23 protein-coding genes and 1 other annotated feature are annotated in these 26,810 nt (G+C 58.3%); of the genes, 13 read left to right on the plus strand and 10 right to left on the minus strand.

Translation table 11 applies throughout. The annotated features are described in order from the left end of the window. Nucleotides 1–17: 17 nt before the first annotated feature. The gene (gene acrA, locus FY206_RS06480) at nt 18–1,211 is read right to left on the minus strand and encodes a multidrug efflux RND transporter periplasmic adaptor subunit AcrA (protein ID WP_023310601.1); all 1,194 of its coding nucleotides are present in this window, start codon (nt 1,209–1,211) and stop codon (nt 18–20) included. A 140-nt stretch (nt 1,212–1,351) separates the two neighbouring features. Here acrA and acrR point away from each other — a divergent pair, with 140 nt between their 5' ends. Next, nucleotides 1,352–2,005: a multidrug efflux transporter transcriptional repressor AcrR gene (gene acrR, locus FY206_RS06485; protein WP_032638545.1), complete on the plus strand. Its 654-nt coding sequence runs from the start codon at nt 1,352–1,354 to the stop codon at nt 2,003–2,005. Between the two features lie 113 nt (nt 2,006–2,118). Continuing rightward, nucleotides 2,119–5,475: a mechanosensitive channel MscK gene (gene mscK / locus FY206_RS06490; protein WP_077064108.1), complete on the plus strand. Its 3,357-nt coding sequence runs from the start codon at nt 2,119–2,121 to the stop codon at nt 5,473–5,475. 38 nt (nt 5,476–5,513) lie between these two features. Here mscK and rsmS read toward each other — a convergent pair whose 3' ends face one another. After that, complete coding sequence (gene rsmS, locus FY206_RS06495) at nt 5,514–5,687, minus strand: pleiotropic regulatory protein RsmS (RefSeq protein WP_032638549.1); 174 nt, start codon at nt 5,685–5,687, stop codon at nt 5,514–5,516. 14 nt (nt 5,688–5,701) lie between these two features. Further along, on the minus strand, nt 5,702–6,229 hold the full coding sequence (gene priC, locus FY206_RS06500; RefSeq protein ID WP_032638551.1) for a primosomal replication protein N'': 528 nt from the start codon (nt 6,227–6,229) through the stop codon (nt 5,702–5,704). 50 nt (nt 6,230–6,279) lie between these two features. On the opposite strand from priC, the gene FY206_RS06505 reads away from it, so the two are divergent. From FY206_RS06505 to FY206_RS06545, 9 genes are all read left to right on the plus strand, one after another. Beyond that, nucleotides 6,280–6,657: a DUF454 family protein gene (locus tag FY206_RS06505; protein ID WP_032638552.1), complete on the plus strand. Its 378-nt coding sequence runs from the start codon at nt 6,280–6,282 to the stop codon at nt 6,655–6,657. 152 nt (nt 6,658–6,809) lie between these two features. Next, nucleotides 6,810–7,361 (plus strand): adenine phosphoribosyltransferase, encoded by a 552-nt coding sequence (apt, locus tag FY206_RS06510; protein ID WP_032638554.1) that lies wholly within the window; start codon nt 6,810–6,812, stop codon nt 7,359–7,361. 87 nt (nt 7,362–7,448) lie between these two features. Next, a complete protein-coding gene (gene dnaX / locus FY206_RS06515) occupies nt 7,449–9,377 on the plus strand; it encodes a DNA polymerase III subunit gamma/tau (RefSeq protein ID WP_032638556.1) in 1,929 nt (642 codons plus the stop codon). Then, nucleotides 8,707–8,771: a sequence feature (DnaX frameshifting element), on the plus strand. It overlaps the preceding gene by 65 nt. A gap of 54 nt (nt 9,378–9,431) precedes the next feature. Continuing rightward, a complete protein-coding gene (locus FY206_RS06520; protein ID WP_003858972.1) occupies nt 9,432–9,764 on the plus strand; it encodes a YbaB/EbfC family nucleoid-associated protein in 333 nt (110 codons plus the stop codon). Further along, entirely contained in the window at nt 9,764–10,369 is a 606-nt protein-coding gene (gene recR / locus FY206_RS06525) for a recombination mediator RecR (RefSeq protein WP_006809843.1), read from the plus strand. Before FY206_RS06520 ends, recR begins: the two co-directional genes overlap by 1 nt. Nucleotides 10,370–10,479: 110 nt before the next feature. Continuing rightward, on the plus strand, nt 10,480–12,354 hold the full coding sequence (gene htpG, locus FY206_RS06530; protein ID WP_032638558.1) for a molecular chaperone HtpG: 1,875 nt from the start codon (nt 10,480–10,482) through the stop codon (nt 12,352–12,354). A 229-nt stretch (nt 12,355–12,583) separates the two neighbouring features. Continuing rightward, nucleotides 12,584–13,228 (plus strand): adenylate kinase, encoded by a 645-nt coding sequence (gene adk, locus FY206_RS06535; RefSeq protein WP_006809841.1) that lies wholly within the window; start codon nt 12,584–12,586, stop codon nt 13,226–13,228. 124 nt (nt 13,229–13,352) lie between these two features. Continuing rightward, the gene (hemH, locus tag FY206_RS06540) at nt 13,353–14,315 is read left to right on the plus strand and encodes a ferrochelatase (protein ID WP_032638560.1); all 963 of its coding nucleotides are present in this window, start codon (nt 13,353–13,355) and stop codon (nt 14,313–14,315) included. A gap of 62 nt (nt 14,316–14,377) precedes the next feature. Continuing rightward, a complete protein-coding gene (locus tag FY206_RS06545; protein WP_032638561.1) occupies nt 14,378–15,682 on the plus strand; it encodes an inosine/guanosine kinase in 1,305 nt (434 codons plus the stop codon). A 105-nt stretch (nt 15,683–15,787) separates the two neighbouring features. Here the strand turns inward: FY206_RS06545 and ybaL are convergent, their stop codons facing one another. Then, entirely contained in the window at nt 15,788–17,464 is a 1,677-nt protein-coding gene (gene ybaL / locus FY206_RS06550) for a YbaL family putative K(+) efflux transporter (protein ID WP_032638567.1), read from the minus strand. Between the two features lie 232 nt (nt 17,465–17,696). After that, entirely contained in the window at nt 17,697–18,899 is a 1,203-nt protein-coding gene (locus FY206_RS06555; protein WP_032638569.1) for an MFS transporter, read from the minus strand. Nucleotides 18,900–19,068: 169 nt separating this feature from the next. On the opposite strand from FY206_RS06555, the gene ushA reads away from it, so the two are divergent. Then, the gene (ushA, locus tag FY206_RS06560; protein ID WP_077064106.1) at nt 19,069–20,721 is read left to right on the plus strand and encodes a bifunctional UDP-sugar hydrolase/5'-nucleotidase UshA; all 1,653 of its coding nucleotides are present in this window, start codon (nt 19,069–19,071) and stop codon (nt 20,719–20,721) included. A gap of 121 nt (nt 20,722–20,842) precedes the next feature. Here the strand turns inward: ushA and ybaK are convergent, their stop codons facing one another. The 3 genes from ybaK to copA form a co-directional block, all read right to left on the minus strand. Continuing rightward, entirely contained in the window at nt 20,843–21,322 is a 480-nt protein-coding gene (gene ybaK, locus FY206_RS06565; protein ID WP_023343509.1) for a Cys-tRNA(Pro)/Cys-tRNA(Cys) deacylase YbaK, read from the minus strand. Nucleotides 21,323–21,521: 199 nt separating this feature from the next. Beyond that, a complete protein-coding gene (locus FY206_RS06570) occupies nt 21,522–22,316 on the minus strand; it encodes a TraB/GumN family protein (protein WP_032638574.1) in 795 nt (264 codons plus the stop codon). 50 nt (nt 22,317–22,366) lie between these two features. Continuing rightward, complete coding sequence (gene copA, locus FY206_RS06575) at nt 22,367–24,865, minus strand: copper-exporting P-type ATPase CopA (RefSeq protein ID WP_032638576.1); 2,499 nt, start codon at nt 24,863–24,865, stop codon at nt 22,367–22,369. Between the two features lie 108 nt (nt 24,866–24,973). Here copA and cueR point away from each other — a divergent pair, with 108 nt between their 5' ends. After that, nucleotides 24,974–25,384 (plus strand): Cu(I)-responsive transcriptional regulator, encoded by a 411-nt coding sequence (gene cueR, locus FY206_RS06580; RefSeq protein WP_032638578.1) that lies wholly within the window; start codon nt 24,974–24,976, stop codon nt 25,382–25,384. Here the strand turns inward: cueR and FY206_RS06585 are convergent. Together FY206_RS06585 and FY206_RS06590 are read right to left on the minus strand one after the other, a co-directional pair. Beyond that, nucleotides 25,381–25,833: an NfeD family protein gene (locus tag FY206_RS06585; protein WP_032638581.1), complete on the minus strand. Its 453-nt coding sequence runs from the start codon at nt 25,831–25,833 to the stop codon at nt 25,381–25,383. The two genes, cueR and FY206_RS06585, sit on opposite strands and share 4 nt — an antisense overlap. Continuing rightward, nucleotides 25,830–26,744: an SPFH domain-containing protein gene (locus tag FY206_RS06590; RefSeq protein WP_008499312.1), complete on the minus strand. Its 915-nt coding sequence runs from the start codon at nt 26,742–26,744 to the stop codon at nt 25,830–25,832. The genes FY206_RS06585 and FY206_RS06590 overlap by 4 nt, the downstream gene beginning before the upstream one ends. Nucleotides 26,745–26,810 lie beyond the last annotated feature (66 nt).

Consider the following 26,810-nt stretch of genomic DNA (forward strand, 5'->3'; position numbering starts at 1 on the left):
AACGGCTCCTGTTTAAGTTAAGACTTGGTTTGTTCTGACTGGCCAGCGGCCGAAGCCTGTTGTTTATCGTCAGACTTCACTTCCTGTGCTTTAACCTGCGCGCCAGGACGAACTTTTTGCAAACCAGTAACAATCACGCGATCGCCATCTTTCAGACCTTCCGTCACAAGCCATTTATCGCCAATCGCCTGGGTGGCGGTGATATTGCGCGTTTCGACTTTGTCATCAGCCCCGACAACCAGCGCGCTCGCATCGCCGCGTGGCGTACGGGTCACACCCTGCTGTGGAACCAGAAGTGCGGTTGGGTTGGTACCTTCTTCCAGACGCGCGCGAACAAACATACCTGGCAGCAGATTTTTGTCAGGGTTCGGGAAAATCGCACGTAGGGTGATGGAACCGGTGGTCTGGTCAACCGTCACGTCAGAGAATTCCAGGGTACCTTCCTGCGGGAACTTGATACCGTCGTTGGTAATCAGCTCCACTTTGGCTTTGCCGTTTTCCTGTTTCAGTGTGCCGTTAGCCAGCTCCTGTTTCAGGCGCAGGAAATCATTGCTGGACTGCGTCACGTCAACGTAGATCGGATCGAGCTGCTGCACGGTCGCCAGCGCGGTGGTCTGACCGTTCTGCACCAGTGCGCCTTCCGTGACGGAAGACTTACCAATACGACCGCTGATAGGGGAGGTCACTTTGGTATAGGCCAGGTTAATGCGCGCGGTTTCGACGGCCGCTTTCGCTGCCACTACGGCCGCGTTAGCCTGCTGTGCATCTGCCAGGGCGGTATCGTAATCCTGTTGGCTGATGTACTTAGTACCGAGCAGTTTCTGGTAGCGGTTCAGCGTCAGCTGGGCGATTTTGGCTGCGGCTTGCGCCTTCGCCAGGTCGCCTTTCGCACTTTCATAAGATGCCTGATAGGTTGCTGGATCAATCTGATACAGAGACTCACCGGCCTTCACATCACCGCCTTCGGTGAAGTTACGCTTCAGGATAATGCCGCTAACCTGAGGACGTACTTCCGCAATACGGTAAGCATTTGTCCGGCCTGGTAATTCGGTGGTGATTTGTAGAGGTTCAGATTTGAGCGTCACGACGCCTACTTCTGGCGCCTGCTGAGCTCCTTGTTGAGCCGGTTTGTCGTCACATCCTGTTAGCGCTAAGCTGCCTGAGAGCATCAGAACGACCGCCAGAGGCGTTAACCCTCTGTTTTTGTTCATATGTAAACCTCGAGTGTCCGATTTCAAATTGATCAAGGGTCCTGAGTCTAAAACCCATTGCTGCGTTTATATTATCGTCATGCTATGGTACATACATTCACAAATGTATGTAAATCTGACTCCTGTAAATTCACCCACCTATGGCACGAAAAACTAAACAACAAGCGCTTGAAACCCGACAACACATACTTGATGTGGCAATACGTTTGTTCTCGCAGCAGGGTGTTTCTTCTACCTCGCTGGCACAAATTGCTCAGGCTGCCGGTGTGACGCGGGGCGCGATTTACTGGCATTTTAAGGACAAGTCAGATCTGTTCAGCGAAATCTGGGAGCTTTCAGAGTCCAGCATTAGCGATCTCGAGAGTGAGTATCGGGCAAAATTCCCTGACGATCCACTCTCAGTATTAAGAGAAATATTAGTATATATCCTTGAAGCGACGGTAGTTGAAGAACGTCGCAGATTAATGATGGAAATTATTTATCATAAATGCGAGTTCGTGGGCGAAATGGCGGTGGTGCAGCAGGCGCAACGCAGCCTCAGCCTGGAAAGCTATGACCGTATCGAACAGAACCTCAATCAGTGCATGCAGGCCAAACTGCTCCCGGCCAACCTCATGACCCGTCGGGCGGCAATCCTGATGCGCAGCTACATTTCAGGCCTGATGGAAAACTGGCTTTTCGCGCCACAATCCTTTGATCTCAAAGAAGAAGCCCGCAGCTACGTGGCGATTTTACTGGAGATGCTGCAGCTCTGCCCCACGCTGCGCAACGACGCGCCTTCGCTAACGGCCTGATCCCTCTCCAGGATTTATCTCAGAGGGTAACGTTCGCGCTATTCTGCTTTCGGCGAGCGTGATATTCTTCACGCCGGACTATTTTCGGTCATCTTCTGACATCATTCACAACTATGCTGCCCATCAATCGCTCGCAACATCCTGTTTTTGCATTGCTCCTTGCGATGCTGTTTTTCTTCGCCACGGCGCCGCTGACCTGGGCCCGCGCCGATAACAGCAATGATATTCCCTCGCGCGCCGATGTTCAGTCGCAGCTCGACTCGCTGAACAAGCAAAAAGAGCTCTCGCCTCAGGAGAAACTCACCCAGCAGGATCTGACGGAAACGCTGGAAACGCTGGATAAAATTGAACGCGTCAAAGCTGAAACCACCCAGCTTCGCCAGAAGGTGGCGCAGGCTCCTGAAAACATGCGTAAAGCGACGGAATCGCTGAATGCCCTGAGTGACGTTGATAACGACGACGAAACGCGCAAAACGCTCGCCACGCTCTCCTTACGCCAGCTTGAGTCGCGCGTCGCACAACTGCTCGACGACCTGCAAACGGCGCAGTCCGATCTCGCCACCTATAACAGCCAGCTTGTCTCTCTGCAGACCCAGCCCGAGCGCGTGCAAAACGCGATGTACGCCGCGTCTCAGCAGCTGCAGCAGATCCGCAACCGCCTCAACGGCACAACGGTAGGAGAGGGAACGCTACGTCCGACGCAGCAAACCCTGCTGCTGGTTCAGCAGACCTTGCTCAACGCGCAGATTGATCAGCAGCGTAAAAGCCTGGAAGGGAATACGGTGCTGCAGGATACGCTGCAGAAGCAGCGTGATTACGTCACCGCGAACATTAACCGTCTGGAACACCAGCTTCAGCTGCTGCAGGAAGCGGTCAACAGCAAGCGTCTGACGCTAACGGAAAAAACCGCCCAGGAAGCCGTATCCCCTGACGAAACCGCCCGCATTCAGGCCAATCCGCTGGTGAAGCAGGAGCTTGAGGCCAACCACCAGCTTAGCCAGCGCCTGATACTGGCGACGGAAAACGGCAACTCGCTGGTTCAGCAAAATATCAAAGTGAAGAACTGGCTGGATCGCGCGCTGCAGGCGGAGCGCAACATCAAAGAGCAGATCGCGGTCCTGAAAGGCAGCCTCCTGCTGTCGCGTATTCTCTACCAGCAGCAGCAGACGCTCCCGTCCGCCGACGAGCTGGAGGACATGACCAACCGCATTGCGGATTTACGTCTGGAACAGTTTGACGTCAACCAGCAGCGCGATGCCCTTTTCCAGAGCGATACCTTTGTCGCCAAAATTGAGGAAGGGCATTCCAGCGACGTGAATCCGGAAGTGCACGAAGCGCTGCTCCAGGTTGTCGATATGCGTCGCGAGCTGCTGGACCAGCTCAACAAACAGCTGGGTAACCAGCTGATGATGGCCATCAACCTGCAGATCAACCAGCAGCAGCTGGTGAGCGTCTCGAAAAGCCTGCAGGAGATCCTGACCCAGCAGATTTTCTGGGTGAACAGCAACAAGCCGATGGACTGGGACTGGATTAAATCCTTCCCTGAGACGCTGAAAACGCAGATCAAGAGCATGAAAATTACCGTGAACTGGGAGAAAGCCTGGCCTGCGGTAATGATTGCTTTGCTGGCCGGTTTACCGCTGCTGCTCATTGCGGGGCTGATTCGCTGGCGCCTGAAATGGCTTAAACAGTACCAGGCGAAGCTGGCCTCCGAAGTGGGTCAGCTGCGCAACGACAGCCAGCTCCATACGCCAAAAGCGATTCTGATCGACCTGATTCGCGCCCTGCCGGTGTGCCTGATTATTCTGGCCGTGGGCCTGATTCTGCTCACCATGCAGCTCAACGTCAGCGATCTGCTGTGGGCGTTCAGCAAAAAACTGGCAGTGTTCTGGCTGGTGTTTGGCCTGTGCTGGAAGGTGCTGGAAAAAGACGGCGTGGCGGTGCGTCATTTCAACATGCCTGCGCAACTGACCAGCCACTGGCGTCGTCAGATTGTGCGCATCAGCCTGGCGCTGCTGCCGCTGCACTTCTGGTCGGTTGTCTCCGAGCTTTCCCCGCTGCATCTGATGGATGACGTGCTGGGCCAACTGGTCATCCTGCTGAACCTGCTGCTGATTGCTATCCTGATGTGGCCGATGTGCCGCGACAGCTGGCGTGATAAAGAGTCCCACAATATTCGCCTGGCCACCGTGACGGTGCTGGCGATCATTCCGCTGGCGCTGATGGTGCTGACGGCAACGGGCTACTTCTATACCACGCTGCGCCTGTCCGGGCGCTGGATTGAAACGGTCTATCTGGTGATCGTCTGGAACCTGCTCTATCAGACCGTGCTGCGCGGCCTGAGCGTGGCGGCCCGCCGTATTGCCTATCGCCGCGCCATCGCGCGTCGTCAGCATCAGGTGAAAGAGGGGGCCGAGGGCGCGGAGCCGCAGGAAGAGCCGACCATCGCGCTGGAACAGGTTAACCAGCAGACGCTGCGCATCACCATGCTGGTGATGATCGCCCTGTTTGCCGTGATGTTCTGGGCTATCTGGTCCGATCTTATTACCGTTTTCGCCTATCTCGACAGTATTACGCTCTGGCAATACAACGGAACCGAAGCGGGCGCGGCGGTCATGAAAAGCGTGACCATGGGCAGCCTGCTGTTTGCGCTGGTGTCGTCGGTGGTGGCCTGGGCGCTGATTCGCAACCTGCCGGGCCTGCTTGAAGTGCTGCTCCTGTCGCGTCTGAATCTTCGCCAGGGGGCGTCGTACGCCATTACCACGATCCTTAACTACGTCATCATTATTGTTGGGGCGATGACGGTATTCGGTTCGCTGGGCGTCTCGTGGGATAAACTGCAGTGGCTGGCGGCGGCCCTGTCGGTCGGTCTGGGTTTTGGCCTGCAGGAGATCTTCGGTAACTTCGTTTCCGGCCTGATCATCCTGTTCGAACGCCCGGTGCGTATCGGCGATACCGTTACCATCGGCACGTTCTCGGGAACGGTCAGCAAGATCCGCATTCGTGCCACCACGATTACCGATTTCGATCGCAAAGAGGTGATCATCCCGAACAAGGCGTTCGTGACCGAGCGTCTGATCAACTGGTCGCTTTCCGACACGGTGACGCGCGTGGTGATCCGCCTGGGCGTAGCCTATGGATCGGATCTGGATAAGGTGAAAGAGGTGCTGCTCAAGGCGGCGTCTGAGCATCCGAAAGTGATGCACGATCCGGCTCCGGCGGTCTTCTTCACCACCTTTGGCGCGAGCACGCTGGATCACGAGCTGCGTTTATACGTGCGCGAGCTGCGCGACCGCAGCTACACGGTGGATGAGCTGAACCGCTCTATCGATCGCCTGTGTCGTGAAAACGATATCAATATCGCCTTCAACCAGCTTGAGGTTCACCTGCGCAACGAGAAAGGTGATGAGCATACGGAAGTGAAGCGCGAGATTAAGGGTGATGACCCTCACCCTAACCCTCTCCCTTGAAGGGAGAGGGAATAATCTGGTGCGGTCTGCTTTTGCTTTTACCCTCTCCCCTCAGGGGAGAGGGCAGGGTGAGGGGGAAGTTTCCCCTCAAAATCCCGCCGCACAATCTCCAGCGCCTTCAGCACCGTCTCCGTCGGGATCTCATGATTCTCCAGCAGCATAATCAAATCGACGGCCAGCTTGACCTCATCGGGTGCATTTTCCAGTGACATGGGTGTGGCTCCTGTTAGCGGGTCAAACGTTCAATGACGCGTTCAATCTCGTCCAGCGCCTGACGGCAGCGGACGATGCGTCCTTCCAGCGCGCTAATCTCGCGCATCAGTAATTGCTGTTCTTCCAGCGTTTCGCTGTTGTTCAGCCGCACTTCGCGCTCGCGCTTCATCTCAAACAGTCGGCGCTCAAACTCCTGGTTCTCCAGCCGCTTGCGCTGCCATTTGCCGAGCCCCGGCGAGGCGCTGTCCCAGGCGCGCAGCGGCCAGGCGGCGATTTCGCGATGCAGGGCGATGATCTGCTCGGTGAGATGCTCTGCAAGCCACGCCACCTGTTCCTGCTGTTTATTCTCAACCGCATGGCTAAGCTCGTCGAGGTTGGTCTGCGCTTCGGCAAGGTAATCCTGAAATACGGTGCTGCGGGTGCGAAAAAGCTGCCGGTCAAAGCGCGGTTTCAGCGTGGCGTGCCCCATCAGCGGCGTGGCCTGCGCCCGCAGAGCAATCAGCTGATTTTGCAGCTTCTCAAGAAGCAGTGCTGTTTTCAAGACGCTCTCCAGTGGTAAAGTAGCCGTTCAGTTTGATAACGATTCGCATTATGCAGCGTACTATTTTAATCATCATTGGCTGGCTGGCGGTAGTGCTTGGCACGCTGGGCGTGGTTTTGCCCCTGCTGCCGACCACGCCGTTTATCCTGCTGGCGGCCTGGTGCTTCGCCCGCTCGTCACCGCGCTTTCACCACTGGCTGCTCTATCGCTCATGGTTTGGCGGCTATCTGCGGCACTGGCAACAGCACCGGGCCATGCCGCCCGGGGCGAAGCCGCGCGCGATCGCGGTGATCCTCATCACCTTCGCCATTTCATTATGGCTGGTGAAAATGATGTGGGTGCGGATCCTGCTGCTGGTCATCCTGACCTGCCTGCTTATCTTCATGTGGCGGATCCCCGTGGTTGATGAAAAGCAACAAAAGCACTGAAGCCTTATCATGGCTGTTGCAATTATTGCGTACAGCCAGTAAATTCGACCGTTTTCGAGCACAGGCGCGCCCGGTTAAAGGTTAAACAATTGTTGCCTTTACCCACTACGTTGCGCGCCGTGAGTAACACTGTTTCATTTAGGCACAAACCGATGACCGCAACTGCACAGCAGCTTGAATATCTGAAAAACAGCATCAAAAGCATCCAGGACTATCCAAAGCCTGGCATTCTTTTCCGTGATGTCACCAGCTTGCTGGAAGACCCGAAAGCGTACGCGCTCAGCATTGAACTGCTGGTCGAGCGTTATAAAAACGCCGGGATCACCAAAGTAGTAGGTACCGAAGCCCGTGGCTTCCTGTTCGGCGCACCGGTTGCGCTGGCGATGGGCGTGGGTTTTGTGCCGGTGCGTAAGCCGCGCAAGCTGCCGCGCGAAACCATCGCAGAAAGCTACGAGCTGGAGTACGGCACCGATCGGCTTGAGATCCACGTTGACGCGATCAAGCCTGGCGACAAAGTGCTGGTGGTGGACGATCTGCTGGCGACCGGCGGCACCATTGAAGCGACCGTGAAGCTGATCCGCCGTCTGGGTGGGGAAGTGACCGACGCGGCCTTCATCATCAACCTGTTCGATCTCGGCGGTGAACAGCGTCTGGAAAAACAGGGCATCACCAGCTACAGCCTGGTGCCTTTCCCGGGTCATTAATCCCGGTTTCACAACCTCGCTCAATGGGTGAGGTTGTGATAGCATTCCCCTCCATAAATTCACCTTCCAGCGTTGCAGAGCCTGCCCATGAGTTATCAGGTGTTAGCCCGTAAATGGCGACCACAAACCTTTGCTGACGTTGTCGGTCAGGAACATGTGCTGACGGCCCTGGCGAACGGCTTGTCGCTAGGTCGCATCCATCACGCCTATCTTTTCTCCGGCACCCGCGGCGTCGGCAAGACCTCTATTGCCCGTTTGCTGGCAAAAGGCCTCAACTGCGAAACCGGGATCACCGCCACGCCGTGCGGCGTGTGCGATAACTGCCGGGAGATCGAGCAGGGGCGTTTTGTCGATCTGATCGAGATCGACGCCGCCTCGCGCACCAAAGTGGAAGATACCCGCGATCTGCTCGACAACGTGCAGTACGCCCCGGCGCGTGGCCGCTTCAAGGTCTACCTGATCGATGAAGTGCACATGCTGTCGCGCCACAGCTTCAACGCCCTGCTGAAAACGCTGGAAGAGCCGCCCGCGCACGTGAAGTTCCTGCTGGCGACCACCGATCCGCAAAAGCTGCCGGTCACCATTTTGTCACGCTGCCTGCAGTTCCATCTGAAGGCGCTGGATGTCGAACAGATCCGCGCGCAGCTTGAGCACATTCTTGATGAAGAGAAGATTGTCCACGAACCGCGCGCCCTGCAGCTGCTGGCCCGCGCGGCGGACGGCAGCCTGCGCGATGCGCTAAGCCTGACCGACCAGGCGATTGCCAGCGGTGACGGCAAGCTCTCCACCGAGGCGGTCAGCACCATGCTCGGCACGCTGGATGACGATCAGGCGCTGTCGCTTATCGAAGCGATGATTGCCGCTAACGGCGAACGCGTGATGTCGCAGGTGAACGCGGCCGCTGCCCGCGGTATTGAGTGGGAAGGGCTGCTGGTTGAGATGCTCAGCCTGCTGCACCGCGTGGCGATGCTCCAGCTTTCTCCGTCGGCGATTGGCGCGGATATGGCCGCCATTGAACAGCGGATGCGTGAACTTGCCCGCACCGTGCCGCCTGCCGACGTGCAGCTTTATTACCAGACGCTGCTGATTGGCCGCAAAGAGCTGCCGTTTGCGCCGGATCCGCGAATGGGCGTAGAAATGACGCTGCTGCGCGCGCTGGCGTTCCACCCGCGCATGCCGCTGCCGGAGCCGGAAGTGCCGCGCCAGTCATTTGCCCCGGTCGCCCCGACGGCGGTGATGTCGCCGCAGCAGGTGCCTCAGCAGCCGACGCCGCCACCGCAGCAGAACGTGCCGCTGTCGGATGCCACCAGTTCGGTGCTTGCCGCGCGCAGCCAGCTGCAGCGTGCGCAGGGAGTAACCAAACCAAAAAAGAGTGAACCGGCAGCGCCAGGAAGAGCGCGGCCGGTGAACAACGCCGCGCTTGAACGACTGGCCTCGGTAACGGAGCGCGTGCAGTCGCGTCCGGCACCGTCCGCGCTCGAGCAGAAAGCCCCGGTGAAAGAAGAGGCTTACCGCTGGAAGGCGACCACCGTTGTCGACACGGTGAAGGAAGAGGTCGCCACGCCGAAAGCGCTGAAAAAGGCGCTGGAGCATGAGAAAACGCCGGAGCTTTCCGCAAAGCTTGCCGAAGAGTCCATTGCGCGCGACGCCTGGGCCGCCGAGGTCAGCAAACTCCAGCTGCCGAAGCTGGTTGAGCAGGTTGCGCTGAACGCCTGGAAAGAGCAGGACGGCAATCAGGTGCGTCTGCACCTGCGCCCGGGTCAACGGCACCTTAATTCCCCTGGCGCGCAAAAGGTGCTGGCCGAGGCGCTCGCCGCTTTACAGGGTGCGCCGGTTGAATTGACTATCATTGAAGATGATAATCCGGCAGTGAAAACGCCGCTCGAGTGGCGCCAGGCCATTTATGAAGAGAAGCTCGCGCAGGCGCGCGAGGCGATTATTGCGGATAACAACATCCAGACCCTGCGCCGGTTCTTCGACGCCGACCTGGATGAAGAGAGTATTCGCCCCATTTGATCGTGAGTCTGACTTACGGTTGTAATCCTTAAACGTGAAAGAAGAGAGAAGCCTATGTTTGGTGGAAAAGGCGGTCTGGGTGGCCTGATGAAGCAGGCTCAGCAGATGCAGGAAAAAATGCAGAAGATGCAGGAAGAGATCGCTCAGCTGGAAGTCACGGGTGAATCCGGTGCCGGTCTGGTCAAGGTGACCATCAACGGTGCGCATAACTGCCGTCGCGTGGAAATCGACCCGAGCCTGCTCGAAGACGACAAAGAGATGCTGGAAGATCTGGTTGCTGCCGCGTTTAACGATGCCGCTCGCCGTATCGACGAAACCCAGAAAGAGAAAATGGCCTCTGTTTCCAGCGGTATGCAGCTGCCGCCGGGCTTCAAGATGCCGTTCTGATGCAAACCAGTCCGCTGCTCACGCAGTTAATGGAAGCGTTGCGCTGCCTGCCGGGCGTTGGCCCGAAGTCGGCGCAGCGCATGGCGTTTACGCTATTGCAGCGCGACCGCAGCGGCGGGATGCGCCTGGCGCAGGCTTTGACCCGCGCCATGTCGGAAATTGGTCACTGTGCGGATTGCCGCACCTTTACCGAGCAGGACGTGTGCAACATCTGTACGAACCCGCGTCGTCAGGAGAACGGCCAGATTTGCGTGGTGGAGAGTCCGGCGGATATCTACGCCATCGAACAAACCGGGCAGTTTTCCGGCCGCTACTTCGTGCTGATGGGGCATCTCTCCCCGCTGGACGGTATTGGCCCGGATGATATCGGTCTTGACCGCCTTGAACAGCGTCTTGAGTCCGAAACCATCAAGGAGGTGATCCTCGCCACCAACCCCACGGTGGAAGGGGAGGCAACCGCCAACTACATCGCCGAGCTGTGCGCGCAGTACGGCGTTGATGCCAGCCGCATCGCCCACGGCGTGCCGGTCGGCGGCGAGCTGGAAATGGTCGACGGCACCACGCTGTCGCACTCTCTGGCCGGACGTCACAAGATTATTTTCTGACCAAACGGAGGCTGCGCGCGCGGCCTCCGCTTGAAAATTTCCCCCCTTATCCCCATCTCTCACTCAACGTTTTACAACCCCATTAAATGGCATTGTTGAGGTCGACTTAGATGAAAGGACAAGAAACCCGTGGTTTCCAGTCAGAAGTAAAACAGCTTCTGCACCTGATGATCCATTCCCTGTATTCCAACAAAGAAATCTTCCTGCGTGAGCTGATTTCCAACGCCTCGGACGCAGCGGACAAGCTGCGCTTCCGCGCGCTGTCTAACCCGGATCTGTACGAAGGTGACGGCGAGCTGCGCGTGCGCGTCTCGTTCAACAAAGAGAACCGCACCCTGACCATCGCCGATAACGGCATCGGGATGAACCGCGACGAGGTGATTGACCACCTCGGCACCATCGCCAAATCCGGCACCAAGGCGTTCCTCGAGTCCATGGGCTCTGACCAGGCGAAAGACAGCCAGCTCATCGGCCAGTTCGGCGTCGGCTTCTACTCGGCGTTCATCGTGGCGGACAACGTCACCGTGCGCACCCGCGCGGCGGGCGACAGCGCGGAGAACGGCGTGCTCTGGGAATCCAAAGGGGAAGGTGAGTACACCGTTGATGACATCACCAAAGCGGATCGCGGCACCGAGATCACCCTTCACCTGCGTGAAGGCGAAGACGATTTCCTGAACGACTGGCGCGTGCGCTCCATCATCAGCAAATACTCCGACCACATCGCCCTGCCGGTTGAGATTGAAAAACAGGAAGAGAAAGACGGTGAAACCGTCGTTTCCTGGGAAAAAATCAACAAGGCGCAGGCGCTGTGGACGCGCAACAAGTCTGAAATTAAAGACGACGAGTACAGCGAGTTCTACAAGCACATCGCCCACGACTTTACCGACCCGCTGACCTGGAGCCACAACCGTGTGGAAGGTAAGCAGGAGTACACCAGCCTGCTGTACATCCCGGCACAGGCGCCGTGGGACATGTGGAACCGCGATCACAAACACGGCCTGAAGCTGTACGTGCAGCGCGTGTTCATCATGGACGACGCCGAGCAGTTCATGCCGAACTACCTGCGCTTTGTGCGCGGTCTGATAGACTCCAACGATCTGCCGCTGAACGTCTCGCGTGAAATTCTGCAGGACAGCACCGTCACCCGTAACCTGCGCAACGCCCTGACCAAACGCGCGCTGCAGATGCTGGAAAAACTGGCGAAGGACGATGCGGAAAAATACCAGACCTTCTGGAAACAGTTCGGCCTGGTGCTGAAGGAAGGCCCGGCGGAAGACACCGCGAACGTTGAAACCATCGCTAAACTGCTGCGCTTCGCCTCTACGCACGCCGACTCCTCCGCGCAGACCGTGTCGCTGGAAGAGTACGTCTCCCGCATGAAGGAAGGGCAGGAGAAGATCTATTACATCACCGCCGACAGCTACGCCGCGGCGAAGAGCAGCCCGCACCTGGAGCTGCTGCGTAAGAAAGGCATCGAAGTGCTGCTGCTGTCCGACCGCATCGACGAGTGGATGATGAACTACCTGACCGAGTTCGACGGTAAGGCGTTCCAGTCCGTAGCCAAAGCGGACGAGTCCATCGACAAGCTGGCGGATGAAGTGGACGAAAGCGCCAAAGAAGCCGAGAAGGCGCTGGAGCCGTTCGTTGAGCGCGTCAAAACCCTGCTGGGCGATCGCGTGAAAGAGGTACGCTTCACGCACCGCCTGACGGATACCCCGGCGATTGTCACCACCGATGCTGACGAAATGAGCACCCAGATGGCGAAGCTGTTCGCTGCGGCGGGCCAGGCGATGCCGGAAGTGAAATATATCTTTGAGCTTAATCCGGATCATCCGCTGGTGAAACGCGCGGCGGATACCCAGGACGACGCCCGCTTTGCCGAGTGGGTTGAGCTGCTGCTGGATCAGTCCCTGCTGGCCGAGCGCGGCACGCTGGAAGATCCTAACCTGTTCATTAAACGTGTGAATGCGCTGCTGATGGCGTAACTCAACACCCGCCCCTCACCCAGCCCTCTCCCCAAAGGGGAGAGGGTATAATCGTCCCCTTTCCCCTTTGGGGAGAGGGATAGGGTGAGGGGGAATCAACCGCACTACCCCAAATAATCTCCCCCCGTTAACCGTTTCAGCCTTCCCGCCTTCCTTGAGCGATGCCCGTTCTGGTGGTATTGTTTAGCGCTTTTGAAAAATTGAAACGACATTTGAGGGGATTTTCGCAATGCGTATTATTCTGCTTGGCGCTCCGGGCGCGGGTAAAGGAACTCAGGCTCAGTTCATCATGGAGAAATACGGTATTCCGCAAATCTCCACCGGTGATATGCTGCGCGCCGCTGTGAAATCTGGCTCCGAGCTGGGTAAACAGGCGAAAGACATCATGGATGCAGGCAAGCTGGTAACCGACGAGCTGGTGATTGCTCTGGTTAAAGAGCGCATTGCTCAGGAAGACTGCCGTAACGGTTTCCTGCTGGACGGCTTCCCACGCACCATTCCTCAGGCTGACGCCATGAAGGAAGCGGGCATCAACGTGGACTACGTTCTGGAGTTCGACGTGCCGGACGAGCTGATCGTTGACCGCATCGTTGGCCGTCGCGTACACGCTGCTTCTGGCCGCGTTTACCACATCAAATTCAACCCGCCTAAGGTTGAAGGCAAAGACGACGTGACCGGCGAAGAGCTGACCACCCGTAAAGACGATCAGGAAGAGACCGTGCGCAAGCGCCTGGTGGAATACCATCAGATGACCGCGCCGCTGATCGGCTACTACACCAAAGAAGCGCAGGCGGGTAACACCAAATACGCCAAAGTCGACGGTACCAAAGCCGTGGCTGACGTACGTGCAGAGCTGGAAAAAATCCTCGGCTAATCGCGCGCCTCTCACCCGGGCCCCCGGGTGAGAAATATTCTCATCTTGCCTATTACAGCAATGGGTTTCGTTTAAACGCATTTCCGCTACAATTGACAACCTATCAAATGGTTAAGAGGCGTGAATGAGTCAGGCGAAAACCGGCATCCTGCTTGCCAATCTGGGCACTCCAGAAGCACCTACATCAGACGCGGTAAAACGCTACCTGCGACAATTTTTAAGCGACACGCGCGTCGTGGATTTTCCACGGCTGCTGTGGTGGCCGCTGCTGCGTGGCGTCATTCTGCCGATTCGTTCGCCGCGCGTCGCCAAACTCTATCAGTCCGTCTGGATGGAGGAGGGCTCGCCGCTGATGGTCTACAGCCGTCGCCAGGAAAAAGCGCTGGCTGCCCGCCTGCCGGATACGCCCGTCGCGCTCGGCATGAGCTACGGCAAACCGTCCCTGGAAAGCGCGGTAGAATCCTTGCTGGCGCAGGGCGTGGACCACATCGTCGTGCTGGCGCTCTATCCGCAGTACTCCTGCTCGACGGTGGCCGCCGTCTGGGACGAGCTGGCGCGCATTCTGGCGACCCGTCGCCGCATTCCGGGCGTGACCTTTATTCGTGATTACGCCGATAACGATCTCTACATCAACGCGCTTGCCAACAGCGCCCGCGCGTCGTTTGAAAAGCACGGCGAGCCGGATCTGCTGCTGCTCTCCTATCACGGGATCCCGCAGCGTTTCGCTAACGAAGGGGATGATTATCCGCAGCGCTGCCGCGATACCACCCGCGAACTGGTTTCCGCCCTTGGCCTACCGCCGGAAAAGGTGATGATGACCTTCCAGTCGCGCTTCGGCCGCGAGCCGTGGCTGACGCCGTACACCGATGAAACCCTCAAAATGCTCGGCGAGAAGGGCGTGAAGCACATTCAGGTGATGTCGCCGGGCTTCTCGGCAGACTGCCTGGAAACGCTGGAGGAGATCGCGGTGCAAAACCGGGAGTTTTTCCTGGAGGCGGGCGGCGAAAAGTACGAGTACATTCCGGCGCTTAACGACTCGCCCGAGCATATCGACATGATGGTCTCGCTGGTGACGAACAGCCGCTGATCGCACTCGGGGCCGGGTTTGTGCTACCATTCCCGGCCCATATTCTTCGCACAGTTCAGACCATGAAATTTCCCGGTAAACGCAAATCCAAACACTACTTTCCCGTCGATGCCCGCGATCCGCTCCTGCAGCAAATCCAGCCAGAAAATGAAACCAGCGCGGCGTGGGTCGTCGGTATCGACCAGACGCTGGTGGACATTGAAGCGAAAGTGGATGACGCGTTTGTCGCCCGCTACGGTCTGAGCGCCGGGCACTCGCTGGTGATTGAGGACGACGTCGCCGAAGCGCTGTACCAGGAGCTGGTGCGCGAAAATCTGATTACCCATCAGTTCGCCGGCGGCACCATCGGCAATACCATGCATAACTACTCCGTGCTGGCAGACGACCGTTCGGTGCTGCTCGGCGTGATGTGCAGCAACATTGAAATCGGCGGTTATGCCTACCGCTATCTCTGCAACACCTCCAGCCGTACCGATCTCAACTACCTTCAGGGCGTCGACGGCCCGATTGGCCGCTGCTTTACGCTGATCGGCGAATCCGGCGAGCGTACCTTTGCCATCAGCCCGGGTCACATGAACAGGCTGCGCGCGGAAAGCATTCCCGAAGAGGTGATCGCGGGCGCCTCGGCGCTGGTACTGACCTCATACCTGGTGCGCTGCAAGCCCGGCGAGCCGATGCCGGAAGCGACCATGAAGGCGGTTGAGTACGCCAAAAAGTACGACGTGCCCGTCGTTCTGACGCTGGGCACCAAATTCGTGATTGCCGATAACCCAGAATGGTGGCAGGCCTTCCTGAAAGAGCACGTCTCGATTCTGGCGATGAACGAAGAAGAGGCCGAAGCGCTGACCGGCGAAAGCGATCCGCTGCTGGCGTCTGACAAAGCACTGGACTGGGTGGATCTGGTGCTCTGCACTGCCGGCCCGGTTGGGCTGTATATGGCGGGCTTCACGGAAGAAGAGAGTAAACGCAAAACCCAGCACCCGCTGCTGCCGGGCGCGATCGCCGAGTTCAACCAGTACGAGTTCAGCCGCGGCATGCGCTACAAAGATTGCGTGAATCCGCTGCGGATCTACTCCCACATCGCCCCGTATATGGGCGGACCGGAGAAGATCATGAACACCAACGGCGCGGGCGACGGCGCGCTGGCCGCGCTGCTGCACGACATCACCGCGAACGCCTACCACAAAACCAACGTGCCGAACTCCAGCAAGCACAAGTTCAGCTGGCTGACCTATTCGTCGCTGGCGCAGGTGTGTAAGTACGCGAACCGCGTGAGCTATCAGGTGCTGAACCAGCACTCCCCGCGCTTAACGCGTGGCCTGCCGGAACGGGAAGACAGCCTCGAAGAGGCGTACTGGGACAGGTAAAAGAAACCCCTCACCCTAACCCTCTCCCCATAGGGGAGAGGGAACTTGAACACCCTCTCCCCTAAGGGGAGAGGGCTGGGGTGAGGGGACCAGACCGCACAAAACTTACCCCGTCACCGCCTCTTCTACCGGCGGTTTCTCCAGCAGCGTCAGCATGGTGTTCGCAATCTCGCGTTCACCCATCACCACCTTATCCGCGCCGCGCTCGGTAATGTACTCCACCTCGTCGTCATAGTGCGCCCGGGCGATAATCTCAATCGTTGGGCACTTCGCGCGCGCGGAGGCCACGATTTCACCCGCTTCATAGCCGTTCGGTATGGTCAGCAGCAGCCAGCGGGCGCAGTCCAGATGCGCCAGGTTCATGATCTCTTCGTTCGCCGCGTTGCCCAGCACCGCGCGGATACCGCGCTCGCGCAGCTCGTCGACGCGCGTGCGTGAGGTCTCTATCACCACCAGCGGAATCCCCTGCGCCATCAGCTTCTCGCCGAGCAGGCTTCCCACGCGGCCAAAGCCCACCAGCAGGGCGTGATTGCAAATATCGACCGGGATCTGCTTCTCCTCTTCGATGGCCTCTTCCAGCGTCTGTTCTTCCAGCGTCTCGGTTTTATCGAGGTATTTTTCCAGCAGGGCAAACAGGACCGGGTTCAGCATAATCGACAGAATCGCCCCCGCCAGCACCAGGTTTTGTCCGGCCTGGGGCAGCAGGTTCAGGGCCATGCCCAGACCGGCGAGAATAAAGGCAAACTCACCGATCTGCGCCAGGCTGGCGGCGATGGTCAGCGCCGTCCGCGGGGAGTGGCCGAACATTCGCACCAGGAAGAAGGCGGCGAGCGACTTACCAAAGATGATGATCGCCAGCGTGCCCAGCACGGCCAGCGGTTGATGAATCAGGACCATTGGGTCAAACAGCATGCCGACGGAGACGAAGAACAGTACGGCAAACGCATCGCGCAGCGGCAGCGTGTCGTGCGCCGCGCGGTGGCTCAGCTCGGATTCGTTCAGTACCATCCCGGCGAAAAACGCGCCCAGGGCAAAGGAAACGTCAAACAGCTCAACGGCACCGAAGGCGATACCCAGCGCCAGCGCAAGAACGGAAAGCGTAAACAGCTCGCGCGAGCCGGTCGCCGCGCTGCGGGACATGATCCACGGCACCAGACGGCGTCCTACCAGCATCATGATGGCGATAAACGCCACCACCTTACCGATGGTAATGCTCATATCCAGCGCCAGCGAGGCAAAGCCGACGTTGTCTTTTTCTATCATCCCGGCGACGGCGGGCAGCAGCACCAGCGTCAGCACCATGACCAGGTCTTCAACAATCAGCCAGCCAATCGCGATCTGCCCGCGCTGGCTGTCAATCAGCTGTCTCTCCTCAAGCGCGCGCAGCAGCACCACGGTACTGGCGGTTGAGAGACACAGCCCAAATACGATACCGGTCATTAACGACCAGCCCAGCACCGCCGAAAGCGCCATTCCCAGCAGCGTCGCCACCCCTATCTGGGCGATCGCTCCCGGTATGGCAATCGACTTTACCGCCATCAAATCCTTCAGGGAAAAATGCAGGCCGACGCCAAACATCAGCAGAATCACGCCTAATTCCGCCAGCTCAGGGGCCAGTTTGGTATCCGCGACGAAACCTGGCGTGAACGGTCCCGCCAGGACACCTGCCAGCAGATAGCCGACAAGAGGAGAAATACGCAGTTTATTGGCAATCATGCCGAGGATAAAAGCGAGCACAAGTCCACCAACAATGGTGGTGATAAGCGGTGTGGCGTGGTGCATTCCGTCTCCTTTCGCGGTGAGTGTTCCATTTTTGGCGTGAATACCAAAAGACCAGGTAATAGTTTATGACAATTTTTGCCCTTATGTTTATGAATAATTGTTGAAGTTTGAATAAAACGGCAATATACGCGTAAAAAAGCGCATATTGATAAATTCAGGTCAGGGATGGAGAGGAAACCCTTATGGCATAAGGGTGGCAGGTAGCCAAAGTTTTACTTTGGCTACCCGTAATTCACGCTTTGTGACGGTTATCAGGCAGGAATATGGTCAACATCCCCAGAAGCGGCAGGAAAGCACAGATTTTGTAAACCAGGAAGATGCTGGTGTGATCCGCAACCATCCCCAGCACCGCTGCACCAAGCCCGCCCATGCCGAAGGCGAAACCGAAAAACAGTCCGGAAACCATACCGATACGGCCGGGCAGCAACTCCTGGGCATAGACCAGAATGGCGGAAAACGCGGAGGCGAGGATGAAACCAATAATCACGGTTAAAATTCCCGTCCATTCGAGGCTGGCGTACGGCAAAATGAGGGTAAAGGGCGCCACGCCGAGGATAGAGCCCCAAATCACGTATTTACGCCCAATCTTATCCCCCACAGGCCCGCCAATGACCGTGCCGGCGGCGACGGCGAACAGGAAGGCAAACAGGTGGAACTGCGCGTTTTGCACCGATAATCCGAATTTTTGCATCAGATAAAAGGTGTAATAGCTGCTGATGCTCGCCATATAGAAGTATTTCGAGAAAATCAGCACCAGCAGCACCGAAACGGCCAGGATAACCTTATTGCGCGGGAGGGGATTGATAACCTTCGCTTTAGGTTTCCCTTTGTTTACCCGATGCTGCGCGGCATACCAGCGGCTGATCTGCGCCAGCACGATAATCGCCAGCAGCGCGGCCAGCACAAACCACGCCACGTTGCCTTTGCCGTACGGGGCGATAATCACCGCCGCCAGCAGCGGGCCGAGGGAACTGCCGAAGTTACCGCCGACCTGGAAAAGCGACTGCGCCAGCCCGTGACGGCCACCGGAGGCCATGCGCGCCACGCGGGAGGACTCAGGGTGGAAGACGGACGAGCCGGTGCCCACCAGCGCGGCGGCAATCAGCACGGCTTCAAAACTCCCGGCCATGGCCAGCAGCACCAGCCCGCTTAGGGTAAAGCACATGCCGATCGGCAATGACCACGGCATCGGGTATTTATCCGTCCAGTAGCCCACCACCGGCTGCAGCAGCGAGGAAGCCAGCTGGAAGGTCAGGGTGATCGTCCCGATCTGCACGAAGGTTAACGAAAACTCGGCCTGCAGCAGCGGATAAATAGCCAGAATCAACGACTGGATCATGTCGTTGAGCAGGTGCGAAAGGCTGATTGCGCCTAATACTTTAAAGGAGGTGCGCGATTTTGGCGGCGACGCCGGGGTTGATTCACTGATTGCCATAGAGAGAAGTACCACGTCTATTGTTATTAGAGATGCAGGGCGTAATTATTATCCGACTAACATACCCGGCCCGGACATTTGAAGAAAGTCGCAATTATGAAAACTTATTTGTCTATTATTGTGAGTCACTGTAATTTCTGCCTTTGTCTATGGGTCAGGGAGAGAGAAGATGAAGTTAATGAAGCGGGGCGTCGCGCTGGCGCTCATCGCGGCGTGGGGGCTGGTAAGCCTGCCCGCGCAGGCGTATGAAAAAGACAAAACCTATAAAATCACCATTCTGCACACCAACGATCACCACGGTCATTTCTGGCGCAGTGAGTACGGCGAATATGGCCTGTCGGCGCAAAAAACGCTGGTGGACGGCATTCGCAAAGAGGTGGCGGCCCAGGGCGGCAGCGTGCTGTTGCTCTCAGGTGGCGATATCAACACCGGCGTACCGGAATCTGATTTACAGGACGCCGAGCCGGATTTCCGCGGCATGAACCTGATTGGCTACGACGCGATGGCCGTGGGTAACCATGAGTTCGATAACCCGCTGACGGTGCTGCGTCAGCAGGAAAAATGGGCCAAATTCCCGTTCCTTTCCGCCAACATTTACCAGAAAAGCACCGGCGAACGGCTGTTTAAACCCTGGGCGCTGTTTAAGCGTCAGGATCTGAAGATCGCGGTGATTGGCTTAACCACCGACGATACGGCAAAAATCGGCAACCCTGAGTTCTTCACCGATATCGAATTCCGCAAGCCGGCAGACGAAGCGAAGCTGGTGATTCAGGAGCTGCAGCAAAACGAAAAGCCGGACGTGATTATCGCCACCACGCACATGGGGCACTACGACAACGGCGAGCACGGCTCTAACGCACCGGGCGACGTGGAGATGGCGCGCAGCCTGCCTGCGGGCTCGCTGGCGATGATTGTGGGCGGTCACTCACAGGATCCGGTGTGTATGGCTTCCGAAAACAAAAAGCAGGTGGACTACGTGCCGGGCACGCCGTGCGCGCCGGACCGTCAGAACGGTATCTGGATTGTGCAGGCGCACGAGTGGGGCAAATACGTGGGCCGGGCGGACTTTGAGTTCCGTAACGGCGAGATGAAGCTGGTGCACTATCAGCTCATTCCGGTCAACCTGAAGAAGAAAGTGACCTATCCGGACGGGAAAAGTGAGCGCGTACTTTACACGCCAGAGATCGCTGAAAACCAGCAGATGCTCTCCCTCCTGACGCCGTTCCAGAACAAAGGCAAGGCGCAGCTGGACGTGAAAATCGGCACGCTGAACGGTCGTCTGGAAGGGGACCGCAGTAAGGTTCGCTTCGTGCAGACCAACATGGGCCACCTGGTACTGGCGGCGCAGATGGCGCGCACCGGCGCGGACTTTGGCGTGATGAGCGGGGGCGGCATTCGTGATTCCATCGAAGGTGGAAACATCACCTATAAAGACGTTCTGAAGGTGCAGCCGTTCGGTAACGTGGTGGTTTATGCCGACATGAGCGGGAAGGAGGTTGTTGAGTACCTTACCGCCGTGGCGCAGATGAAGCCGGATTCCGGGGCCTATCCGCAGTTTGCCAACGTCAGCTTTGTGGCGAAAGACGGCAAGCTTAACGACCTGAAGATCAAAGGCGAACCGGTCGACCCGGCCAAAACCTATCGTCTGGCGACCTTAAGCTTTAACGCCACCGGCGGCGACGGCTATCCGCATATCGATAACAAACCGGGCTACGTGAATACCGGCTTTATCGACGCGGAAGTGCTGAAGCAGTTTATCGAGCAGAATTCGCCGATTGACGTGAACGCGTATGAGCCGAAAGGTGAGGTGAGCTGGCAGTAGCGTTGTGCGGCCTGATGCCCTCACCCCAACCCTCTCCCACCGGGAGAGGGCGCAAACACAAAAAACGGTAACGCCTGTTACCGTTTTGCTTTTACCTCGTAGCCGCCACCGGGCAATTTTCTCAATCCCGGCGCGCAATATCCGCAAACTTCGCGTCCAGCATTTTTGCCAGATCGCCCGCGGCCAGCTCAATATCCAGCCCGCGTTTGCCCCCGGATATAAAGATGGTGTCAAATTCCTGCGAAGGGGCATCGATCAGCGTCGGCAGGCGTTTTTTCTGCCCGAGCGGGCTGATCCCGCCCACCAGGTAGCCCGTGGTGCGTTGCGCTACCATCGGGTCCGCCATATCTACCTTCTTCGCCCCCAGCGCCTTCGCCACTTTTTTGAGATCGAGCTGTCCGGCGACGGGCGTGACCGCCACGGCGAGGTGTTTCATGTCGCCGTTTACCGCGACCAGCAGCGTTTTATAAACCTGGTCCGCGTTCAGCCCCAGCTTGCGCACCACTTCATCACCAAAGTTGGTTTCATTCGGATCGTGATCGTATGTGTGGATCCGGAAGGAAATGTTGTTTTTTTCGAGTAATTTAACGGCGGGAGTCATAGCTATCCTTCTTACGACAGACCAATTATGCCAACAGCATACGCCTGACGTTTGTCTAAAAAATAGCACCATCTTGCGCAATAGTATTGGCAGTGATGGTCACTTTGAGCGACAATCGGCTCAACCGAAGGTCTCCTTCGGCATAATAAAAACGATGAAATTCCTCTTTGACGGGCCAATAGAAATATTGGCCACTTTTTTATTTCAGCAGCGACGGCAAATTCCCTTCTCCATACAAATGTAGCGCCCCAACCGCCACCACGTAACGCCCCGCAGGTAACGCGTGTAGCGTCTCCCGCCAGGCTTTGTTACGCGCGTTCATCAGCACATCATACAGCGATTCGCTGAACGTCGACGGCAAGATCGGCTTACCGTCTTCAGGCGGCGCATCCAGCCACCAGCCAATCATGGTCTGCAGCAGGCGGGCGTTGGTGTGCCAGTGGGTTAGGGTGTCATCCAGGAGCATCAGACCGTCGTCGGGAAGCTGCCGCAGGAGCGCAATCTGGCTGTCCGTTCCTTCCAGCTCGATGATCGGCAGGCTGCGCGCCCTTGCCAGATTGAGCAGCTGGTAATCAATGCCGTAATCACCGCGCAGGCCCAGACGCTGCGCCTGCGTGGCCTGCAGCACCATGGCAATTTGCCAGAGCGGAAGGGCGTCAATCATGGAGAGCGAGACGCCGGTTTCCTCGGCGACGCGCGTCAGTTCCGCCAGATGGGCTTCGTCCAGACGTTCCGCCAGCGGCAGGTCGCTCTCGAGCCCTGCAAACGGCGATTCATGCCCCGAAATGTCCGCCTCAACGACCAGCGCGTCGGCATGTTTCAGCAGTTTAATCAGGCCGGGGGGCAGGGGAGACATATCCTGCGTACCCATATGAATGCTGCCGACCAGGTGCAGATGTTGCCCGCCGGGGAGCGAGATATCCAGGCCGGGCCAGGCGTAACGGCGAGGAAAGAGGGCGCGAAACGAGGTTTTTATACGATTAAACAGGCCCATACGCGCTCCATGAACGGAAAAGTTCATGCTAGCGCGTACGGGTACAAGGTTCAATCCTTCGGTTTAAAGCGCAGCAGCCGGTTGGCGTTGCTGACCACGGTGATGGAGGAGAGCGCCATCGCCGCACCCGCGACCACCGGGTTAAGCAGCGTGCCGGTCAGCGGCCACAAAATGCCGGCGGCAATCGGGATGCCGAGCGAGTTATAGATAAACGCCCCGAGCAGGTTCTGCTTCATGTTGCGCAGCGTGGCTTTCGAAATGGCCAGCGCGTCGGCGACGCCCATCAGGCTGTGGCGCATCAGGGTAATGGCCGCGGTTTCGATGGCGACATCGCTCCCGCCCCCCATCGCAATCCCCACGTCCGCCTGGGCCAGCGCCGGGGCATCGTTGATGCCGTCGCCGACCATCGCTACCTGACGTCCCTGACTTTGCAGTTTCTTGACGGCGTCCGCCTTACCGTCCGGCAGGACGCCCGCAATGACCTCATCAATACCGGCTTCTTTCGCGATGGCGTTAGCCGTCGTCGGGTTATCCCCGGTCAGCATCACCAGGCGATAGCCCGCACGGTGCAGGCGCTGCAGGGCGTCCACGCTGTGCTGGCGAAGCGGATCGCGCACGGCCAGCAGCGCGGCGGCTTTGCCATCCACCGCCAGCAGAACCGGGGTGGCCCCCTGAGACGCCTGCGCCTTCAGCTCGCTCTCCAGCGCGGTGGTATCAATGCCGCTTTCATTGAGCAATGCCTGGTTGCCCAGCAGCAGCGCGTGGCCTTCGGCTTCACCGCTGACGCCAAGCCCGCGCAGGGTACGGAAATGGCTCACCTGCGGCAGGGCAGACGCATTGGCTTTATCGAGGATGGCGCGCGCCAGCGGATGGCTGGAGCCTTGCTCCAGCGCGGCGGCGAGGCGCAGCGCGTCCGCTTCCGCAATGTCCACGGTGTGGACGGCGACCACCTGCGGTTTGCCTTCGGTCAGCGTGCCGGTTTTATCAAACACCAGCGTATCCAGGGTGCTGGCCCGCTGCAGCGCGTCCGCGTCCCGCACCAGCACGCCAAATTCAGCCGCGCGGCCAACGCCGGAGATAATTGACATCGGGGTCGCCAGGCCAAGAGCGCAGGGACAGGCGATGATCAATACCGTGGTGGCGATCACCAGGGTGTAAACAATCTGCGGCGCGGGGCCGAAGACATACCAGATCGCCGCGCTCAGCAGGGCAATGCCGACCACAACCGGCACAAAGATGGCCGAGATCCGGTCAGCAAGCTGGCCAATCTCCGGCTTGCTGCTCTGCGCCTGGCGCACCATGCGGATAATACGCGACAGCGTCGTGTGGCTGCCGACGGCGCTGGCGGTAAACAGCACGCTGCCGTCCTGTACCACCGTACCGGCATGGACGGCATCGCCGTTTGATTTCTGCTGGGGGATAGGCTCACCGGTCAGCATCGCTTCATCCAGCCAGGCGTCGCCCTGGGTTATTTTGCCGTCAACGGGCACGCGGTCGCCGGTGGTCAGGCGCAGCGTCATGCCGGGCTGCACCTCCGCCAGCGGGACGCTTTTTTCCCCCTCGTCCGTGACCACGCGGGCCGTCGGCGGGGTTAAATCGAGCAGGCGTTCCAGCGCTTTCGAGGAGCGCTGGCGGGCGCGGGCTTCCAGCATATGGCCCAGGTTTATCAGGCCGATAATCATCGCGCTCGCTTCATAATAGAGATGGCGCGCCTCCATCGGGAACCACTGGGGCCAGACGTTGACGCTCATCGAATAGAGCCACGCCGCGCCGGTGCCGAGGGCGACAAGGGTATCCATCGTCGCGGTGCGGTTTTTCAGGCTCTTCCAGGCGCTGGTATAGAAGTGCCCGCCTGCAAACACCATGACCGCGAGGGTAATCAGGCCAATCACCAGCCACAGCGTGCGGTTGTCGTCGGTGACCATCATGTTGTCGCCGAGCATGCCCCACACCATCACCGGAATCCCCACCAGCAGGGCGACAATCGCCTGCCAGCGGAAGCGCTTCATGGTGGCGATAGCCGTTTCCTGCTGGCGCTCGCGGCGTTCGGCATCGTCTTCGATGGCCTCCGCGCCGTAGCCCGCTTTCTCAACGGCCTGGACTAATTCTGCGGCGGAGGCGCTACCCATCACCAGCGCAGTGCGCTCCGCGAGGTTTACCCGTGCCTGCGCGACGCCCGGTACGGCCTGCAAGGCGTTTTGTACCCGGGAGACGCAGCTGGCGCAGCTCATGCCGTTGATCAGCAGCTGTTGGCTGTCATCAATATCATCCGCTGCCGGAAGCTCAGGAGTGGCCGCTGTCAGTGCTTCCGACGGGGACGATGACTCTGCCAGCGGTTTAGCCTTTGGGTGGCTTAACTCCGCCCCATAACCCGCTTGTTTAATGGTATCGATCAGCGCATCCGCGCTGGCGCTGCCGGTCACGGCGGCATGGTCGATCGTCACCTCAGCGCTTTCGACGTCAGGACGCTGTTCCAGGCTTTCTTTAACGCGTTTGACGCAGTGGCCGCAGGAGAGGCCGTCCAGCGTCAGGTCAATAGTGTGAGACATAACAAAACTCCCGTATAATGGACTGGTCAGTAGTTGACCGGAGTAACGCTTTTCGCTAACTGTTATAAAGGTTAAACCTTCCATCAAGGGGAAGGTCAAGGGGGAATTGTGAATATCAGTGACGTGGCAAAAAAAACCGGCTTAACCAGCAAGGCGATCCGCTTTTATGAAGAGAAGGGGCTGGTAACGCCGCCGCTGCGCAGCGAAAACGGCTACCGCAGCTATACGAAACTGCACATTGATGAGCTGACGCTGCTGCGCCAGGCCAGGCAGGTCGGGTTTAATCTGGAAGAGTGCGGCGAGCTGGTTAACCTGTTTAACGATCCAAAGCGCCACAGCGCCGACGTAAAAAAACGCACGCTGGAAAAGGTGGCCGAGATTGAACGCCACATCACCGAGCTGCAGGCGATGCGCGAACAGCTGCTGCAGCTTGCGGAGTCCTGTCCGGGGGATGACGGCGCCGACTGCCCGATTATCGACAATCTCGCCGGCTGCTGCCACCGCAAAACCCCCGCCTAGCAGGCTTTCACCCGCAGGGTAATGCCTTCCACCGCAATGACCTCAACCCGCGTGCCGGCGCTGAGGTCGTCGTCGGCCACCACCGGCCACGAGCTGTCGCCCACGCGCATATGCCCGCGCCCGTTCACCAGCGCGCTGTCGAGCGTAAAACGCTTGCCGACAATCTGCTGCCCGCGCTGGTTGAGATGCGCGTCGACGGGTTTCTGCTCGTTAACCCGTCGGTTAAGCCAGCGCCACCACAGCCACGCGGCCACCAGCGTCAGCGCGGCAAACAGCGCGCCCTGCCACGCCCAGTCCAGGGGAAGGATCCAGACCAGAAGACCCGTAATGACGGCGGCGATACCGCTCCAGAGCAGGTAGCCGTTGCCGCCCAGCATCTCCGCCGCCAGCAGTAAGCCACCGAGGCTTAGCCAGAAGGCATGGGGATGTGCAACAATCAGCTCAATCATTTTTTACGCTCGTTTCCGCTGTCTTTAATCAGTTCGGCAATACCTGCGATAGAGCCCATCAGGCTGCTGGCATCCAGCGGCATCATTACCACTTTGCTGTTGTTCGCGGAGCCGATCTCTTTCAGCGCGTCGGTATATTTTTGCGCGACGAAGTAGTTCACGGCCTGAATATCACCGGCGGCAATGGCTTCAGACACCATCTGGGTGGCGCGGGCTTCCGCCTCTGCGGAACGTTCGCGCGCTTCTGCCTGCAGGAAGGCGGACTGACGATCGCCTTCCGCTTTGAGGATCTGCGACTGTTTTTCCCCTTCGGCTTTGAGGATCTCCGCCTGACGCACCCCCTCGGCCTCCAGAATATAGGCGCGCTTGGTTCGCTCGGCCTTCATCTGGGCGTTCATGGAGGCGATCAGCTCCGCCGGCGGGCGCACGTCGCGGATCTCAATACGGGTGACTTTGATCCCCCACGGGTTGGTGGCCTCGTCAACAATGTGCAGCAGGCGGGTGTTGATGCTGTCGCGCTGGGAAAGCATCTCGTCCAGCTCCATCGAGCCGAGCACGGTACGGATGTTGGTCATCGTCAGGTTGACGATCGCCAGCTCCAGGTTGCTGACCTCATAGGCCGCTTTCGGCGCATCAATTACCTGAATAAAGCAGACCGCGTCGATGGTGACGTTGGCGTTATCCTTGGAGATCACCTCCTGGGAAGGAATGTCCAGCACCTGCTCCATCATGTTGATCTTGCGACCAATGCGGTCCATGAACGGAACAATCAGGCTTAACCCTGGCTGGAGCGTGTTGGTGTAGCGACCGAAGCGCTCAACGGTCCACTGATAACCCTGCGGGACAATTTTGACGCCTGCGCCGACGATAACCAGCGCAACGAAGATCAGGACCGGAACCACGATGAGCATAAAAACCTCCTGTTTTGCATGCTGTGACAGAAATAAAATCACTTTTTGTTGATCCTCAGTATACGA

The organism is Enterobacter chengduensis (assembly GCF_001984825.2).
Classification (GTDB): Bacteria; Pseudomonadota; Gammaproteobacteria; order Enterobacterales; family Enterobacteriaceae; genus Enterobacter; species Enterobacter chengduensis.